This window comes from Flavobacterium cauense R2A-7, from assembly GCF_000498475.1.
Classification (GTDB): domain Bacteria; phylum Bacteroidota; class Bacteroidia; order Flavobacteriales; family Flavobacteriaceae; genus Flavobacterium; species Flavobacterium cauense.
Map to the genome: position 1 here is coordinate 72,811 of NZ_AVBI01000012.1, position 18,253 is coordinate 91,063.

At 38.7% G+C, this 18,253-nt stretch carries 18 protein-coding genes; 5 read left to right on the forward strand and 13 right to left on the reverse strand.

Annotation, left to right across the window (positions count from 1 at the left end; translation table 11 throughout):
- Positions 1-7: 7 nt before the first annotated feature.
- A complete protein-coding gene (gene ruvX / locus FCR2A7T_RS04105) occupies positions 8-424 on the reverse strand; it encodes a Holliday junction resolvase RuvX (protein ID WP_023570022.1) in 417 nt (138 codons plus the stop codon).
- A gap of 303 nt (positions 425-727) precedes the next feature.
- Here ruvX and FCR2A7T_RS04115 point away from each other — a divergent pair, with 303 nt between their 5' ends.
- A complete protein-coding gene (locus tag FCR2A7T_RS04115) occupies positions 728-1,543 on the forward strand; it encodes a 2,3,4,5-tetrahydropyridine-2,6-dicarboxylate N-succinyltransferase (RefSeq protein ID WP_023570023.1) in 816 nt (271 codons plus the stop codon).
- Between the two features lie 63 nt (positions 1,544-1,606).
- Here FCR2A7T_RS04115 and FCR2A7T_RS04120 read toward each other — a convergent pair whose 3' ends face one another.
- Positions 1,607-2,362 (reverse strand): lipopolysaccharide kinase InaA family protein, encoded by a 756-nt coding sequence (locus FCR2A7T_RS04120; protein ID WP_023570024.1) that lies wholly within the window; start codon positions 2,360-2,362, stop codon positions 1,607-1,609.
- A gap of 64 nt (positions 2,363-2,426) precedes the next feature.
- On the opposite strand from FCR2A7T_RS04120, the gene FCR2A7T_RS04125 reads away from it, so the two are divergent.
- Positions 2,427-3,488, forward strand: a complete 1,062-nt coding sequence (locus tag FCR2A7T_RS04125; protein ID WP_023570025.1) for a glycosyltransferase family 9 protein — start codon at positions 2,427-2,429, stop codon at positions 3,486-3,488.
- 68 nt (positions 3,489-3,556) lie between these two features.
- Here the strand turns inward: FCR2A7T_RS04125 and FCR2A7T_RS04130 are convergent, their stop codons facing one another.
- Positions 3,557-4,375, reverse strand: a complete 819-nt coding sequence (locus FCR2A7T_RS04130) for a glycosyltransferase family 2 protein (RefSeq protein WP_023570026.1) — start codon at positions 4,373-4,375, stop codon at positions 3,557-3,559.
- Positions 4,376-4,429: 54 nt separating this feature from the next.
- On the opposite strand from FCR2A7T_RS04130, the gene FCR2A7T_RS04135 reads away from it, so the two are divergent.
- Positions 4,430-5,167, forward strand: a complete 738-nt coding sequence (locus tag FCR2A7T_RS04135; protein ID WP_023570027.1) for a glycosyltransferase family 2 protein — start codon at positions 4,430-4,432, stop codon at positions 5,165-5,167.
- Here FCR2A7T_RS04135 and FCR2A7T_RS04140 read toward each other — a convergent pair.
- Positions 5,159-5,866, reverse strand: a complete 708-nt coding sequence (locus tag FCR2A7T_RS04140; RefSeq protein WP_023570028.1) for a polysaccharide deacetylase family protein — start codon at positions 5,864-5,866, stop codon at positions 5,159-5,161. The genes FCR2A7T_RS04135 and FCR2A7T_RS04140 overlap by 9 nt on opposite strands.
- Positions 5,867-5,945: 79 nt before the next feature.
- Between FCR2A7T_RS04140 and FCR2A7T_RS04145 the strand changes: the two genes are divergently transcribed.
- Positions 5,946-6,698 carry a glycosyltransferase family 2 protein gene (locus FCR2A7T_RS04145; protein ID WP_023570029.1) on the forward strand — a complete coding sequence of 251 codons (753 nt, stop codon included), beginning with the start codon at positions 5,946-5,948 and terminating at the stop codon, positions 6,696-6,698.
- Positions 6,699-6,704: 6 nt separating this feature from the next.
- Here the strand turns inward: FCR2A7T_RS04145 and FCR2A7T_RS04150 are convergent, their stop codons facing one another.
- Together FCR2A7T_RS04150 and FCR2A7T_RS04155 are read right to left on the reverse strand one after the other, a co-directional pair.
- Positions 6,705-7,490, reverse strand: a complete 786-nt coding sequence (locus FCR2A7T_RS04150; RefSeq protein WP_023570030.1) for a glycosyltransferase family 2 protein — start codon at positions 7,488-7,490, stop codon at positions 6,705-6,707.
- 1 nt (position 7,491) lies between these two features.
- A complete protein-coding gene (locus FCR2A7T_RS04155) occupies positions 7,492-8,358 on the reverse strand; it encodes a hypothetical protein (RefSeq protein ID WP_023570031.1) in 867 nt (288 codons plus the stop codon).
- Between the two features lie 116 nt (positions 8,359-8,474).
- Between FCR2A7T_RS04155 and FCR2A7T_RS14675 the strand changes: the two genes are divergently transcribed.
- Positions 8,475-9,485, forward strand: coding sequence for a glycosyltransferase family 2 protein (locus tag FCR2A7T_RS14675; protein ID WP_023570032.1), 1,011 nt, complete (start codon positions 8,475-8,477; stop codon positions 9,483-9,485).
- Between the two features lie 24 nt (positions 9,486-9,509).
- Here the strand turns inward: FCR2A7T_RS14675 and FCR2A7T_RS04165 are convergent, their stop codons facing one another.
- The 7 genes from FCR2A7T_RS04165 to pseB are packed head-to-tail and all read right to left on the reverse strand — an operon-like array spanning position 9,510 to position 18,205.
- The gene (locus FCR2A7T_RS04165; protein ID WP_023570033.1) at positions 9,510-10,985 is read right to left on the reverse strand and encodes a capsular polysaccharide export protein, LipB/KpsS family; all 1,476 of its coding nucleotides are present in this window, start codon (positions 10,983-10,985) and stop codon (positions 9,510-9,512) included.
- A 13-nt stretch (positions 10,986-10,998) separates the two neighbouring features.
- A complete protein-coding gene (gene pseI, locus FCR2A7T_RS04170) occupies positions 10,999-12,036 on the reverse strand; it encodes a pseudaminic acid synthase (RefSeq protein ID WP_051369500.1) in 1,038 nt (345 codons plus the stop codon).
- A complete protein-coding gene (locus FCR2A7T_RS14955; protein WP_023570035.1) occupies positions 12,033-13,049 on the reverse strand; it encodes a GNAT family N-acetyltransferase in 1,017 nt (338 codons plus the stop codon). The genes pseI and FCR2A7T_RS14955 overlap by 4 nt, the downstream gene beginning before the upstream one ends.
- 14 nt (positions 13,050-13,063) lie before the next feature.
- Positions 13,064-15,151, reverse strand: a complete 2,088-nt coding sequence (locus tag FCR2A7T_RS04180) for a glutamate-1-semialdehyde 2,1-aminomutase (RefSeq protein ID WP_081709363.1) — start codon at positions 15,149-15,151, stop codon at positions 13,064-13,066.
- Entirely contained in the window at positions 15,148-15,996 is an 849-nt protein-coding gene (locus tag FCR2A7T_RS04185; RefSeq protein ID WP_023570037.1) for an aldo/keto reductase, read from the reverse strand. The genes FCR2A7T_RS04180 and FCR2A7T_RS04185 overlap by 4 nt, the downstream gene beginning before the upstream one ends.
- A 2-nt stretch (positions 15,997-15,998) precedes the next feature.
- The gene (gene pseC, locus FCR2A7T_RS04190) at positions 15,999-17,189 is read right to left on the reverse strand and encodes a UDP-4-amino-4,6-dideoxy-N-acetyl-beta-L-altrosamine transaminase (protein WP_023570038.1); all 1,191 of its coding nucleotides are present in this window, start codon (positions 17,187-17,189) and stop codon (positions 15,999-16,001) included.
- 2 nt (positions 17,190-17,191) lie between these two features.
- Positions 17,192-18,205, reverse strand: a complete 1,014-nt coding sequence (gene pseB, locus FCR2A7T_RS04195; protein ID WP_035117305.1) for a UDP-N-acetylglucosamine 4,6-dehydratase (inverting) — start codon at positions 18,203-18,205, stop codon at positions 17,192-17,194.
- Positions 18,206-18,253 lie beyond the last annotated feature (48 nt).

The window sequence follows — 18,253 nt, forward strand, 5'->3', positions numbered from 1 at the left end:
ATAAAATCTAAAACATTTTTCGGGATAGATAATCCTGAAGCATAATCGTTGCCGAAATCTCATCAATCAACGCTTTATTCTGACGTTGTTTCTTTTTGAGTCCGCTGTCAATCATGGTTTGAAACGCCATTTTGGACGTAAATCGTTCGTCAACGCGCTCCAATTGCATTTCGGGGAAAGCGGTTTTGAATTTCACTACGAAAGCCTCAATGATTGGGGCACTTTCAGACGGTTGCCCGTTCATTTGTTTGGGTTCGCCGATGAGGACTTTCGCCACATTTTCTTTTGCGAAATAATCTTTTAAGAAAGTGATTACGGTTTCTGACGGAATGGTAGTCAAACCCGAACCGATAATCTGTAAATCGTCGGTCACGGCAATTCCGGTTCTTTTTTGTCCGTAGTCGATGGCGAGTATTCTTGGCATTTTTTATAAGGTACTAAGGCACAAAGATACTAAGTCGCTAAGGTTTTAAGTATCAAATACCTGATTTTTTCTTCTTTTTATCTAATAATCCATGAACTTTCCAAACAAACCAGACCTTTACCGTCTAGCCCCGATGGGAGCGGCACCTTGTAAAGCGGACAGCGGGAAAATGGATTCCAAAAATTCCCAAGCCATTCGCTCCAGCTGCTTCGACAAGCTCAGCATGACACTATGTGAATACACTATCCCTTTTCCCTTTCGACTTTTCCCTAAATCCTTTATCTTTGTGCAAAATCAAATTCTATGAACACTTTACAACCAATAATAGAACAAGCTTGGGAGAACCGTGCATTGTTACAGGAAGAAACCACAATTAAAGCCATCCGTGATGTAATCGAATTGCTGGATTCCGGAAAACTGCGTGTGGCAGAACCTGTTGAAGGTGGCTGGCAGGTAAACGAATGGGTAAAGAAAGCGGTAGTGATGTACTTCCCGATCCAGAAAATGGAAACCTGGGAAGCGGGTATTTTCGAATACCACGATAAAATGCTATTGAAACGCGGTTATGCCGAAAAAGGTATCCGTGTGGTTCCCAATGCAGTAGCCCGTTACGGTGCATACATTTCAAGCGGTGTGATTTTAATGCCGAGTTATGTTAACATCGGTGCTTATGTAGATGAAGGTACGATGGTGGATACTTGGGCAACCGTTGGAAGCTGTGCACAAATTGGTAAAAACGTTCACCTGAGTGGTGGGGTTGGTATTGGTGGTGTTTTAGAACCTTTACAGGCGGCTCCGGTTATCATTGAAGACGGTGCGTTCATCGGTTCGCGTTGTATTGTCGTAGAAGGTGTTCGTGTGGAGACCGAAGCGGTTTTGGGCGCAAATGTGTGTTTAACGGCATCCACAAAAATTATTGATGTTACCGGCGATACACCAATTGAATATAAAGGAATTGTTCCGGCGCGTTCGGTAGTGATTCCGGGTAGTTATGCTAAAAAATTCCCTGCAGGTGAATTTCAGGTGCCTTGTGCGTTGATTATCGGAAAACGTAAACCTTCTACTGATTTGAAAACATCGTTGAACAATGCGTTGCGTGAGTATGATGTAGCAGTTTAATAAATTACGAATTGGGAATTACGAATTATGACACACAATAATCGCGTAATTCGTAATTCGTAATTATCTTTTCAGTTTACGCTTCAGCCATTTCTTTTTGGTGATTTTTCGCTTGAAATCTAATGTTTTTTCTAAAAGAACAGCATGTAATTTTTCCTCAGACTGCCCGCTTAACTCTGCATATTTTTTTGCGATTACTTTTACCATTGATTTTGAAAGCCACATCTTTTTGAAATTGTCCATTCGGGCTTCAATGGAAAGGTTCTCGAATTGCATTCGGTTCAGATCAATTAGATAGAAACCGTATTGTCCTGCTCCATTTTTAATAATCAACGTATTGCCGGGAGAATGGTCGAGAAAATTCACCTTGGCTTCGTGCATTCTGAAGGTAAACTCGGCGAACTGTTCTAAAATAACATTTCGTTCTGGAAACAACGGATCGTGAATTAACTCGCGAATGGTAAAATCGTAATCGATTTGTTCGGAAACATAATAACTGTCGCCTAAAAGTCCGAATTGATTCCTTTCTTCAACATAAGCAATCGGGAAAGGTGTCGGAATATTATGTTCCAGTAAATAATTGGCATAATCGTAGGAACGTTTGGCTTTCGTACTTCTGAAAAAAGAATAAATAACCGATTTAAACACTCCTGGTTTCTTGAAATATTTGATATTTACCTTCTCCTCGCCCAAAACATTTGATTTAATGGTGTTTCGGGAACCTTTTACAATCAGATTGCCGGCATCAAAAAAGGCGGTAACCAATTGAAGTATAGCTTTTTCCTGTGCGGCGTATTTGGAATGAATGATAATTCTCACTGAGGTAAATAATATTTTGGTTTAAAAGTATAAAAAATAGTACTTTGCACCAAGAATTACTTTTATGAAGAAGATTTTAATCATACAGAACAAGCGCATTGGCGATGTATTAATAAGCTCGGTGATTGCTAACAATTTCAAGGCAAAATACCCCGACAGCGAAGTGCATTTCATGGCGTATGACTTTACGCACGGCGTGATTCTGAACAATCCGAACATTGATAAAATCATTTCCATAAACGACAAGGAACTGAAAAAATTCCCCGTTTTACTGAAACTGGTTCGTCAGATTCGAAAAGAAAAATACGATATCATTTTCGACCCGTATTCCAAAACACAAAGCCGCATCATCTGTAAATTTTCAGGAGCGAAACAAACCATCGGACATAAAAGCCGTAAGAAGTTTGGCAATTGGGGCTATTACACCCATCCGGTTGAAATCTCGAAAGAAAAAACCAAAATCTGCGGTAAAGCGATTGAAGACCGAATTCATTTGCTGAATCAGGCCGGGAATTTCGAACCGATTGATTATGAACCAAAAATCTTTTTATCGGAAGCCGAAAAAAAAGAAGATTGGCTGGGAAAATACCGCAACAAAAAAGTAATCGTCCTGGGCGTTTTGGGAAGCACACCGCAAAAATCGATGCCTTACGAATATGTAGCTGAAATGGTAGATTTTATTGCCGCGAAATTCGATGTGAACATCCTTTTCAATTATGCTCCGCATCAGAAAGAAGAAGCAATGAAAATCTATGCGATGTGTCAAAAGAAAGAAAACATCATTTTAGATATTTATGCGCCGAGTATTCGGGATTTCATCAAACTAATGGCGCAATGCGATGCGTTGGTTTCCAATGAAGGCGGTACGGTTCATATCGCCAAAGCACTAAACAAACCTACATTCACGATTTTCTCACCGTATGTCAACAAAGACCATTGGGCAAGTTTTGAAGACGGGAAATTCCACCATTCGGTACATTTGCTGGAAATGAAACCCGATTTGTTTGACAGTTTTACTTTTGAGGAACGCAAAAAAATCGAAGCCAATCCCGACGAATTGTACAAGCAACTGACACCGGAAATGATTCTGCCGGAATTGGATATTTTTCTAAAAAACAATTTATAAAGCGATAACACCGATAAAAAAAGCTCCAAATACTGAACTTGGAGCTTTTCTCTTTTATGTGTGAATCCCTATTTTTTAACGATTCCGAAATCGGTCCATTTTTTATTTTGTTCCTTCGTTTCTTTTCGGATGTTTTTGTTCTTGTTGATGGATTCCGGAGTAGCATACCCACGCGGATGATCCAGATGCAAACAAACAGTACTGTAACGGATTTGTTTCGGTTTGATGCCGTAGTTTACCAAGCGTTCGCCCAATTCCCTGTCCTGACCTCCGTATTGCATGCGTTCATCGAAACCATTGATACCCATGATATCTTTTTTCCAACCGGAAGCATTATGACCGTTCCAGCTGGGCGTTGTTGGCGTTAAAAGGTTCATAAACCAACTCTTTAAACCCACCGCATCCACTTTGTTGTTTTTGAACGATGCTTTCATGCCGTGTTTTTTCAGCCAGTCCATTTCGAAACACTTTCCCGAATAAATATCATCTTTGGTAATATTTTGAGACAAATCCATGGGTAGTTTGTGGTAGCCTCCCGAAAGAAAATAGCCTTCTTCACGGAATTTAACATGCTGTTCCACAAAATCGGGACGCGGGATACAATCGCCGTCCGACATCATGATATAATCAGTCGTACAAGCTAAAATAGCTTTATTCAAGATTTGCGATTTTTGAAAACCATTGTCTTCATGCCAAACATGAATAATCGGATAAAACACTTCTTTTCGCATTTCTTCTATTAAATCGGCAGTGTCTTTGCGCGAACCATCGTCTGCAATTACCATTTCGAAGTTACGGTAGGTTTGTGTGTTATACCCCCAAATTACTTTTTTAAGCCATTCGGGTGAATTGTATGTGCTAATTACAACTGAAATATTCTTTTGCATAATGCTGCAAAGGTAACCTAATTTTGTTAAATTTGTTTTTCATAAAACGAAATAATGAGTACGCTTTCGGTAATTATTCCTACCTACAATGAAGTTGATTATATTGAAGACGCAGTGAAATCAGTAGATTTTGCTGATGAAATAATAGTTATTGATTCTTATAGTACGGATGGTACCAAAGAAAAGGCTATGCATTTAGGCTGCAAAGTTTTAGAACGGAAATTTGATAATTTTTCCAGTCAGAAAAACCATGCCATTGCTTCTGCAACCGGAGATTGGGTTTTATTTTTGGATGCCGATGAACGGGTAACCCAAAAATTAAAATTGGAGATTCTTTCAGTCATCCAAAACGGAAACCATTCGGGATATAAAATCTGTTTCCCTCATTTTTACATGAATCGCTTTTTGTATCATAAAGTTGACCGTGTACTTCGTTTGGTAAAAAACAAAAACATTAGTTTTACTGGAGATGTTCATGAAAAACTTCATGTGGAGGGCAGCATCGGGCAATTAAAAAACTTCATGATTCATTATACCTACAAAGGTTTGTTTCATCTTTTACAAAAGAAAGATTCTTACGCTTGGTTTCAGGCAGTCACTTCTGTGAAGAAAAAGAAAAGGGTTACCTATTTCCATCTTTTTTTTAAACCCTTTTACCGCTTTTTTTCTTCTTACATTCTCAAAAGAGGTTTCATGGACGGTGTTCCTGGTTTGGCACTCGCCAGTGTAAATGCTTATGGGGTTTTCTCACGGTATGCCAAAATGTTATTGCTTCAGAAAAACTTAAAATAGTTTTAGTTTTCCAAAACGCAATTTCAGTTTGAATTTCAGGAAGCTGTCATCGCCTTTCACATCAATACGCATAATTTCATGCGGATTTTTAAATGGGAATCTATTGATTTTATTTCCGATCCGCAGTCCCGCTTTTATTCCGTTCTGCACTAAAACCGCTTTAAACTTGGATCTTTGAGGCTCCTTTTTGGGATAATTCCCATAGGGATAAGCCACCGCATCATAAACTTTCAGATTATAATCTTTTATGGCCGAGAAACAATTATTGAAATCTTCATTGATTTCAGCTTCGGAAAGGGAACTGTATTTTTTATGAGCGTATGAATGCAATCCTAACTCGATGTTTTCGGGAAGACTTCTCAGTTGTTCTGCCGACATAATTTTCTCGGTTCCGTTGTTCCAGGCGTCTGTTTTTCCCACATAAGCAAACGGTACAAAAAAGGTGGCTTTGAGATTGTATTTTTGCAACAAATCAACTGCAACCAACTGATTTTCGGTAACATCATCAAAAGTAATCACAACATTTTTACCTTGAAGACTGGTTTTATGCTCCAGTTCGGCAAGATGAAAACTGTTATAATTATTCTCAGCCAGATAACGAAAATGGCGTTCTAAATTTTGAACGGAAATGGTAAGTCCGCTGCTCATTTTATCATCTTCAGCAACATTGTGATACATCAAAATCGGCAATCGAGTCATTTCGTTATTTTATATTAGTAAATAATTGTAAAATTATTACATTTGCTTTTATATACACCAAAACAGAACCCAAATTAATTTGAAATCAAAAATAACTGCACTAGCAATTACTTTAAATGAGGAAGAAAACGTAAAACAATATGTTGAGAGTTTGTCTTTTGCAGATGAAATTATTTTTGTAGATTCCAACAGTAGCGACAAAACCGTTGAAATTGCTCAAAGTTTAGGCGTTAAAGTAATTCAAAGAGACTTCGATAATTTTTCCAACCAGCGTAATTTTGCCATTAATCAGGCTAAAAACGATTGGATAGTTTTTTTCGACCTGGACGAAATTGTTACTCCGGAACTGAACACCGAAATTGTATCTGTGACTTCTTCTAATTCCGATTGTGTTGCCTATTATGTGAAGCGAAACTTCCATTTTATGGGAAAACGCATTAAATTCGGAGGTTGGCAATCTGATAAAGCCATTCGTGTTTTCAACAAAAAGCATTGCAAATACAATGGTCTTGTTCACGAAACTGTCGTAGCCAACGGAAAAGTAGGCTATTTAAAAGAACGTGTAAATCACTTCAGCTACAGAAGTTTTGACAATTATAACGACAAGCTGAATTTATACAGTAAACTTCAGGCTGAAAGTCTTTACGTAAAAAACAAAAGACCAAATGCCTATCATTTTTTCATAAGACCCAAATACCGTTTTGTTTGGCAATATTTCTACCGTCTGGGCTTTATGGATGGCAAAGAAGGGTTTATTTTGGCTTATGTTCACGCTTTTTCGGTATTCAAACGTTATTTACAGCTGTGGATGATGTACCGAAAAATCGACTAATTTCTATTACAGGTATTTACTGATTCCATTTTCTATCCAAACCACTTTATCGGCAATCGTCTGATTTTGCATCGCATCATTTCTATCGAAGTTATCCCTTGCATTTATTTTATGATGAATGTGGAATACAATTCCGGCATAACGGAGTCTTTTGGCCAAAACGCCTTTATTTCCCATACGGATAACCAAATCGGAATCTTCCCTTCCCCAGCCTTCATAATCTTCGTTATAACCGTTGATCTCGATAAAATCCTTGCGCCAAAAAGATACATTACAACCTCTGAATTTATCGGAATACGCTTTGTGTACTTTATAAAATGATGCTAAAAACGGAACGTGCAGCGATCGCGATTTGTTTTTGATTTCTTTTGAAAAATAGCCAAAGTTGATGATTTGTTTTTCAAAAACGGTTTCTACATACTCCGGTAAAATGTTCACCCTGGCACCGTACAAATATGTATTCTCAGCACGGGCATTAATATGATCTTCCACAAATTTTGAATGCAAAATACAATCACCATCGACTTGAATGATATACTCCGCATCAGTACCCGCAACGGCCTGATTTAAGATTCTTGATTTTCGAAAACCTAAATCTTCCTGCCAAAAATGTTTTATCGGTACCGAACTGATTTTTTGAAACGACTCGATTAACAGCTTCGTTTCATCTTTGGAACCGTCGTCTGCAATAAGGATTTCATCCGGAAGTACCGATTGTCGCATCGCACTTTTCAGCACCAAATTCAGCGCGGCCGGCCAATTGTATGTTGATAACAATAACGCTGTTTTCATTTTATTTGAATAAATGCTTAAACCACTGCCCCAAGTTCTTTTTCCAGATAAAAAAAGCAGAAGGCCTAATTTTATTGGTCTTTTCTATGTTGGAAAAGATATCCGAAAAGGAATTCGCCTGTATAAACTGCAAAGTTTTCCATTTGTGCGGCTCCAAATAAAAAAAGTCGCTCATCGTATGGTAATTTTTGTCGTTTACTGCTTCCCATTTCTTTAGAAATGAATCGATATTAACATCAACATCATGTCCCCAATTGCTGAATTTCTGAATTAATTCTTCTTTCGTACGCGACAAACATTCGTGCAGAATAATCGAATCGTGATAAATAATCCGTGCTCGGGTATTGCGGCCGAATTTATAATCGGGATAATTGGTAACTGCCATGACTTTACTGGCCTCATCTACATACAAAATACCATTCTCAAGCCGTTTATAGAGATTGATTAAAAAAGGGGAAATCTGTACCGGATGTTTTTCCGGATACTTTAAAAAGTGGTTTTGCGATTTTAAATAGGTCACAAAACTCTTGAAATCGATGAAATATTCGTCGGCATCCAACTGAATGATCCAATTTCCGATACCCATTTCGTTTGCCAGCATTTTACGTTCGCGGACTTCACATTCCATCGCGGTTAATTGCGGCTGATAAAAATCTTCTTCGTAAATCACTATCTTTTTATCGGTATCAAAAGACTTTACCCATTCGAAAAATAACGGATTTATCTCAAAAACTTCACCTTTCCAGGTTTTTCGGTTTTTGTCGACCGCCAGAAAAATGGTATCGGATTCCTTATAAACCAAAGGAATTGCGTTTTTCAGCAGCTCATAATCATAGGATACCAAAAAACCAACCTGAATTTTATTCATCTTACTCAATTTAACAGACAAATATAGCAATCTTTAGTGCTGTATTTTAGTACATCGGCAACAAGTTTCTACAGAATAATAATATCTTTGACGAAATAATTTTAATAACCGTTCGTATGCAAAGTCCGCTTCTTTCCGTTATAATGCCGGTATATAACGGTGAAAAATACCTTTCCGAAACCATTGAAAGTATTTTAAACCAAACCTTTACCGATTTTGAATTGCTGATTTTAAACGACAATTCGACTGATGACACCCAAGCCATTATCGAACGTTATCAGCAGAAAGATTCCCGTATACGTGTTATTGTTAAAGATGTTAATGTAGGCCCCGCTAATTTAAGAAACGAAGGTTTTTCCCTCTCAAAAGGAGAATACATTGCCCTAATGGATGCAGATGATATTGCACTCCCCACCCGATTTGAAAAACAAATTCAGGTTTTGAATGCTCATCCGGAAGTTGGTGTTTGTGGTACCTGGTTTACTTTTTTCGGAGGAAAGAAAGACAAAACGGTACGACAACCAGAAAAACATGCTAAAATTAAAGTCTCGTTTTTGAGCAGTTGCAGTATTGGAAATCCTACCGTGATGGTTAGAAAATCCGCATTAAAAGAATATCGCTTTGAAAACCAATATGTTCCCGTGGAAGATTACGATTTATGGAGTCGAATGATTACAACCACCAACTTTTATATCGTTCAGGAATCGCTTTTGAATTACCGCCAACACGATTCAAACATCAGTAAAACAAAAATAGACAATGTCAACCGTTCGGTAAGAGCGGTAAAAATCAACATGCTGAAGCAATTCGGAATCGACAGTTCTGATGCGAATATTGACGCTTATCTGAATGCGTTAACCTTAAAACGCAAACTCACGCCCGAAGAAATAAAACAAACGATTAAAGCGGCAAAATTCCTTATTTCACAAAATGAAAAACTAGGTAATTTTGATGCCGGTTTATTAAAAAAACAAATCGACAGTGTGCTTTTAAGAACCGTAAGAAATGCAAAAAAACACAACATGTCCTTTTTCAATTACCTAAAAAAGGAGGAAAACGGCTTGTTCCAGCGCATTCGGTTTGTAGACAAAATCATCCTGTTCTTTAAATGCGTTACTAGATTATAAAAACAAAAAAAGATAGCTTCTCAGCTATCTTTTTTTGTTAATAAACCTTCGCAATTCCCGAATGATAAAATTGGCTTTGATTTGTTTTCCTTTATAACTTCCCTTCCCCAAATTAATGGGAGAATAATGTTTGTATTTGTAGCCGAAACTCTCATTCCAAAACCCGTACTTAAGGGTTTCTTCATGTTTTATTTTGGGAAATTCATACGAATCATCCGTTAAAATGTGTACTAATTCCTCATGATTTTTCGGAATCACGAAACAATCCAAACGCTCGTATGCCGCTCTTCCCAACAAAACTACTTTTTTCCCTGCAAAAGCTGCTTCTGCTCCAACGGTAGAACCGAAAACCACGATTATATCGCTTTTGTTAATGAGGGCGTAGGTATCCACGCTGTCTTCGGCAGGAATGATTTCAACGGAATTGTATTTTCCAATCACCTCTCGTAAATATTGATTCTGACTGTTGTCTAATCCTTTCAGATTCGGATGAATTCTCAAATAAAGTTTAATATCGGCATTCCCCTCCAGAGCTTCACAAATCTGTCGGATACCTTCATTATCATTGGAATAAAAATAAGGCCCAAACCCCTCCAAACCTTCATACTCATCCAATGAAGAATTGAAAATGGTGATTACTTTTTTACCGGAATTATTTTTAAAACTTTCGGGCAACCTTCCTTCCTGCTGTTCTTTTGTAAAAGAATACCAGGCGTCTTCCACCCGTTGTATTCTGTTGGTATAAAATGTTTTTCCTATTGCTTCTTTATTTCCGGTAGCCTTTTTCCAAAGTTGTTCCATTTCTTCACTAACGGTTTCAATGGAATGCGGAATGGAATTGATACGAAACAAAAACGAATCGATTTTTCCGCCGCGTTCGTGCGTAGCATAGTCAATTTTCTTTTCCTGACAAACGCGCAACACCGGACGGTTCTCTATAAACCTTCCGTTGAAAAGCACTACTAAATCAGGCTGAATTACTTCGGTAATCGTTTGAAAAGCTTCATACAGATAAGCTCCGGTGTACAATCCTCTGGCAATAAAATCCTTATAATCGGTTACATAGGGCTCATGATTTCGAGTATAAGAAACCAATGAAGAAGCCGTTGCCATTCCGGAATCATAATCTTTATAACGGAAGGCTTTTAGTTCGGAAATATTTATGAAGTCGGTTTTCGGAGTGAAATTCTTTTTAAAATCAGATTGTTTCAGATACGAATCATATCGGACAACATGAAGATTATGAGCATTTTTTACCTTTTTTTTCAGAAAATCAATCCCTTTGTTGACTCTTGAAAAACACACTTCACAATCCATTTTCTTGTGTTCCGGATTGTTGAAACACGCCTTAAAGTCGGCGTTACAAACCAACCAATACACTTTGTTGCCCTGTTGCAGCAGATGCTCCACAATCTCCATTTCGGTTTCCAAATGTGGTGCCGGATGGTACGTGGTTTGTACAAGAATTGTTTTATTGTGTATGTTGTCGATATGTGTCATGGCTATAGTTAGATTATTCGGCAAAATCAAGTTTCATGGGAGTTCCCTTTTCTAAATCCAATTTCGCTTTTTTACCGATTAATTCGTTAAAAAACTTAGGATGCAACCCGAAACCAGGACGCACGGAACGTAAATTTTTCTCCGTAAAAACTTCTCCGGCTTTAATATCTTCGGCGATATAAAGCGACCTACTGAAATCTTGTCCTTTGGCCTGTTTTTCGGTTAAGGTATAATCTACCACGCCAATGGCTTTTTCGGCTTCACGAACCGCTTTTACCATTGCGGTAAATTCTTCTTCGTTCATGGAAAAAGAGGCGTCGGGACCTCCAATAGCACGATCCAAAATAAAATGTTTTTCGATAATTTTGGCACCGAAAGCAGTAGCTACAATTGGCACCGTACTTCCCATGGTATGATCGGAAAGTCCGCTGATTACGTTATAACGCTCGGCTAAATCTTTCACCATAATCATGTTCGCTTCGTCAATGGGCGCCGGATAACTCGACGTACATTTCAAAAGCGCGATATTGTTATTTCCCATTCTTCGGCAAGCGTCCAAAGCCAATTCAATGTCTTCCTGTTGCGCAATTCCGGTGGAAATAATGATGGGTTTTCCTTTGGAAGCCACGTATTCAATTAGCGGAATATCGGTAATTTCAAAAGACGCAATTTTATAAGCCGGAGAATGCAACTCTTCCAATAAATCAACGGCTGTTTTATCAAATGGCGATGAAAAACAAATTAGTCCTTCTTCTTTGGCTGCTTTGTATATTTCGGCATGCCATTCCCAAGGCGTATACGCTTCCTGATAAAGAGAATGCAGTTTTCTTCCGTCCCAAATCGTGCCTTTAATAACGAAATCTTCCTTATCGGAATCCAAGGTAATCGTATCGGCAGTGTAGGTTTGCAGTTTAATACAATCGGCACCGGCGCGTTTTGCAGCTCTTACGGTTTCCAAAGCAGTTTCCAAGCTTCCGTTGTGGTTCGCTGAAAGTTCGGCAATGATAAAAACCGGGGATTGTGAATCTATTTTATAGTTGTCTATTATCATAGTCTTTTTATATAATGAAAACTGTCTACATTTTCATATTTAAGCATTTCCAGCATCGAATAACCAGCCTTTTCAAAAGCTTTTGACGAGGCCGGATTGTCTAGTTTTATATAAGCGCTGATGCAAATTTCAGGATTTTTTGCTAAAAATGCATCCGAAGCCATAGCTATCATTTTGGCAGCATGGCCTTTTCCTCGGTGATTTTCATCGGTGGAAATTCCGATTATTGCCGAAGTACCGTCGATTTTCTGAATACGTACCTGTCCGATATTCTGACCATCATGATCCTGAAAAAGAAACATGTAGCAATTTTCGTCTTTCAGTTTCGAGTTAAACCAATTGATATGGTTTTCATACGGAATGGTTTCCGAAGCATATGAATTACTTCTAACTATCGGATCATTTGCCCAATTATAATAGAGCTCAACGTCTTCTTCTGAAGCTTTTCGAAACCAAATATTGTTGTTTATTTTTGAATGAATCAGGACATCCAAATATTTCCCGTCAAAACAGCAATGTTCTTTCAATCGGGCATCTTCTTTAAAACCGCAATTCAAAAGCACCTCATACAAATGCGGACGCAAATCAAACGCATAGGTAAATATTTTATGGAACTTCAGTGCCTCAAAAGCTACTTTTTCAATCAAACTCAGGTAATTTGACCAATATTTTGCATAATTTTCCTTCTCCAGTTCGGTTTTCATGATGAAGGAGATTTCGGCATGTTTGTCTATCCAATTGATGTGTACCAAACCACCATACCCCACAAACTGATTCTCATGAAAAAAGGAAAACAGCAATTGATTCGGTTTATCGATTTCAAACAAACCCGCCACCACTGTAGCAAAATAGTTTTCCTGCTTTTCTGTTGTTAAAGGCTCCGATTGGCGTAAATGATACAATTGTTCGTTTCGAATCTTCAGAATTTCATACTTGTCTTCATCCCGTATCGGTTCAATATGGAACGAATTATTCTGGAAAACTTGACTATCTAAACATTTGTATGTGCGCATCGGAACAAGCTGTTTTATAATGTTTTTCTAAAAACCGCTTTGGCAGGACTACCCACAAGGAATTTTTCGTACCCTTGCTCCAGCGCTTCCTGATATACTTTTAATGATCCGCCGAATGCTTTTGCAAAATAGTACGCATCTTCTTCAGTGTGAGAGAAACAAGGCATGAAAACCCCTTGAAACAATACTCCTCGTTTAATCATTTCCTGCATGAAAAGTGTTCGATAGCCTTGACTTACAGCACCGGATTTGTCTTTAAATACAAAGAACGGCATCCATTCGGCAGCCACGACTTCAATGTAATTGTTTAATCCATTTTCGGTAACTAATTGCTGACACAATTCGGCTACTTTTTTACCAATGCTGTGATTGTGTGCAATTACGTTTTTATTCTGGTACTCTTTGATTGTGGCAATGGCAGCGGCTAATCCGTGGGTTTCGCCACCGTGCGTAGTCGAAATCAAAAATACTTTTTCTTCGCCTTCACGGGTAATGCCGCCCAACTCCATCACTTCTTTTGTACCGGTTAAGGCACAGAATGAAAATCCGTTGGCGATTCCTTTACCCCAAGTGGCCATATCCGGCGTAACTCCGTATTTTGTTATAGTTCCCGGGAATTCGGTTTTGAATCCGGTTACCATTTCATCGGCAATAAACAAAGCACCGTTTTCGTGGCACAATTCGACAGCTTGTTTTAGGAAGTCGGCTACATTAAAATCGGCTGGAAGATGCGGATAATTTCCTTTTTCCGGTTCGGTAATCACACAGGAAATCTGTCCCGGATATTTTGCGAACAATTCTTTTAACGATTCAATATTAAACGACTGAAACGTAACCGACAAATTGGAAACTGCTTCCGGAACCCCTTTATTGCAAGCGGTTTTTCCGATAAACCAATCGTCATAACTGTAAAACGGATGATCTACAGGAAAGGCAACCAAATCACGTCCGGTTTTTGCACGGGCTAATTTTACGGCAGCGGTAGTCACGATTGATCCGTTTTTGGAAAACTTCACCATGTCATGTCCGGGAACCAAAGCTAAAAATGTTTCGGCCATTTCTTTTTCCAAAGCCGCCGGACGCTGAAAATTCACGCCGTTTTCCAATTCTTTTCGGACTGCATCCAATACAGGCTCATACGCGTGACCTAAACTCACACTGGTCAATCCCATGGAGCAATCCAAATATTCGTTTCCATCTACATCCCAAATGTGGGAACCTTTCCCTCTTACAATGGCTGCCGGAGACAGAATCGGGAATTGATCGTCGCCTTTTGAATAGGTATGACTTCCACCCGGAATCAAATTATGAATGGCTTTTCTGTATTCGTCTGATGCTTTGAAATTCGTGATATTTCGCAGCTGTATTTCGTTAAATTTACTTTTCATATAACCTTCGTTTCTAAAAATAGAATGATTAATACTTTGTATTTCTTTGTGTTGCAATAAATAATCTGCATATACTTTCCACGACTGTTTATCGCCCAAGTGCTGAAACAAGTGCTGAATCACTTCAAAATCTGAAGCTTCATCAACCGTAATTCTTAATGTTGCATATTTTTTATCAATGCCTTCATCGGATATCATCCTTTTGGCGTTTCTTCGGATGAAAGGCGTTACGTGCTCTCTGTCGGCCTCTGCTGTGGCAGACTTCCAGGCTTCTTCCAAAGCTTTAAAACTAAAAACTTCCACGTCCAATCCGTCGGGATACGCTTCCTGCGACTGATTTGAATGGTACTCCAACTGATTGTCCAGACAAAATTGTATCGTTTTATCAATCAATTCAGCATCAATTAACGGGCAATCCGAAGTAACGCGAACCACATAATCCGGTTTCTTATTTTGCACCGCCTGATAAAATCGGTCTAAAACATCATTCAGACTTCCTTTATACGAATCGATATTCAGCTGTTTCGCAATTTCGCAAATCAAGTCGGAATCCTTTTCTTCTGTAGTTGCCACAACCCAATCAGTAACTAATTTTGACTGCCTTGCCCTTTCCAAATGGTAGGCTAACAGCGGTTTTCCCTGAATTTCCAAAAGGACTTTTCCAGGCAAACGCGACGATCCGATTCGGGCTTGTGTTACACCAATTATTTTCACCAGTTTACAGGATTTAACAAGGATTTATCGTTTATTTCGATGGCTTCAATTTTAGAAAACAAACCGGAATTCGCTTCCCAATTTGACACCATTTGTATGTTTTGTTTTAATTGTGCTGCGGTTTCAACTCCCATGACAACTTTATCAATATTCGGATTTGAAATCACGTAATTCAGCGCAACATCACCAACCCCAACTTTATTTTCAGTACAAATCGTTTGCAATTCCGTTAAAGCAGCGGTTAATGGTTTTAGTTTTTCCGGTAATTGCTTCGGATTCATGAAATACAATCCCTGAAGAAAAACGGAACGCACGTGAATTTCGGTGCCCAATAGCTTTAATTCGGCCAGTTTGTTTTCGAATTTTCGATCCAGAATACTGTAAGGCAACTGCACTAAATCGGGAACGATATTTAAAGCCAATAGCTTTTCCAATTGTTCAGGATGGTATAAGGAAAATCCGATTTTTTCGATTTTACCTTCTGCTTTCGCCTTCTGCAAGGTTTCCCACAATTGAGGATTTTCAATAAGAATATCGGCGTTATGTGCCAAATAACCGTAAACCGAAGTCGTTTTTAATCGGATCAACGATTGCTCAAGCGTATTTTCGAGTTCATTCTGTGAAGCAACAGCGGGAAATTTGGTAATAATCTGAAAACGGTCGGAGGCAAATAATCCCAATCGTTCTTCTGCATTGCCATAAGCCAGCGCGGTGTCCAATTGATTGATTCCCGCTTCTGCTGCAACTGAAAAAATAGTCTGCAATGCTTCATCAGAAGGGACACCATGCGTATTTGAAATACCATAGTTAATACCAAATTGAACCGTTCCGAGTGTTATTTTCAAAATTACTTCTTAAAATAAGTGGCTATTGCATCAATTACGAAAGATTGCTCTTCGTCTGTTAACGTAGGATACATCGGTAAGCTGATACAATGTTTATAATATTGTTCCGCTAAAGGCATGTCGTTTTCTTTCCAACCCAAATCTCTGTAATACGGCATCAGATGACACGGAATATAATGGATCTGAGCAAATATTTTATGTTCTCTCAGATAGTTGTATAATCCAACGCGGTCTTCGACTTCAATAACATATAAGTGATACGCGTGACCATCAATGTTACCGGATTGTCCGTTGATATATTCTTTTCCGGTGAAAGCGGTATTGTATTTTGAAGCAATGGCTTTACGTCTTTCGATTCCTTGATTGGCACGGGATAACTGACTAATTCCCAAAGCCGCCTGAAAATCGGTAAAACGATAATTGTATCCTAAGGTTTGCATTTCCATGTACCAACCCGGATAAGAATCACCTTCCTTAACAGATTGTCCTACAGCAAATTCAACCGAATTTTTGAAAATTGCAGTATCTCTTGTAATTCCGTGCGTACGTAATTCCAACAGTTTTTTATACAATTTCTCATCGTTTGTGGTAATCATTCCGCCTTCTCCTGTCGCGATGTGTTTCACCGGATGAAAAGAGAAAATTGCTAAATCGGCATACTTCCCGTTTCCGCAATTTTGTTTTTGTCCTTTGCTGTCGGTGAAATAACCACCGGGCGCATGACAGGCATCTTCGATAATCCATAATCCGTATTCATCGGCCAGTTTTCTAAAGGCTTCCAGATTCACGGCACGTCCTGCGAAATCTACGGGAACAATTCCTTTATACGTTCCTTTTGGAGACACTTTTAAAAGCTGCTCTACTTTTTCGACATCCAACAGATACGTATCCGGATCGATGTCTGAAAAAACAACCTCACCTCCGCAATAACGAACGCAATTCGCCGATGCTGCAAAAGTAATCGGTGTCGTAATGACTTTATCGCCGTTTCCGACTCCTAAAGCCAAAGCCGATAAATGCAAAGCAGCTGTTCCATTGGAAACCGCTACCGCATAGTTACATCCTATATAATTGGCAAATGCTTGCTCAAATTCTAAAATCGTAGGTCCCTGTGTAAGAAAATCACCTTTTAGTGCTTTTGCTACCGCCTGAATATCTTCTTCCGTGATGTTTTGCTTTCCGTATGGTATCATTCTTATTTTGCTTCAAAATCAGGATAAAGGTGTTCTTTTATTTGCTCACGCATGCTTTCTACAGTTTCCCACTCGGTATTTTCTCCCGAAGTATAACTGAATCCCTGCGGAACCAATTTTGCATTAAAAGCGTGTTTATAATCTTCCAGATTCCAATTAGTAACCTGTGGTAGAATCACATAATATTTTCCTAAATCATAAGTAGTAAAAGAATCCGACGATGTAATCATTTCTTCGTGAACTTTCTCACCCGGACGAATCCCGATTACACGGTGTTCACAATTGGGCGCAATCGCCTGAGCCACGTCTAAAATTCGGTACGATGGAATTTTCGGAACAAACAATTCACCTCCCCAAGCAGTATCCAACGCGTGTAACACCATATCAACACCACCTTGAAGCGAAATATTGAAACGGGTCATGTTCACATCGGTAATAGGTAAAACGCCTTCTTCTCTTTTCTTCATAAAAAACGGAATTACCGAACCGTTAGATCCCATCACATTTCCGTAACGCACTACCGAAAATTTAATATCCTGTTTACCTTTGATGTTGTTGGCTGCAATAAACAATTTATCGGAAGTCAGTTTCGTTGCGCCATATAAATTAATTGGAGCACAAGCTTTATCGGTTGACAAGGCCACCACTTTGGTCACATTACTAGACAAACAGGCTTTAATCACATTTTCAGCACCACCTATATTAGTTTTCACACATTCATCCGGGTTGTATTCCGCAATATGAACATGTTTCATGGCGGCCGCATGAATAACATAATCAATATCATTAAATGCTCTTTTCAAACGTTCCAAATCTCGCACATCACCAATAAAATAGCGTATAGCAGGATATTGGGACTCCGGAAATTCCTGAGCCATCTGAAACTGTTTCTGTTCATCACGGGAGTAGATCACAAGGCGTTTAACGTTTGGCCATTTCTCTAAAATTGTCTTGGTCAATTCCTTACCTAAAGACCCTGTTCCTCCTGTAATTAATATGGATTTATTATTCAGCATTTTTATGATTTTTAGCTTACAAATATATGAATTAAAGATTTAGTTTAG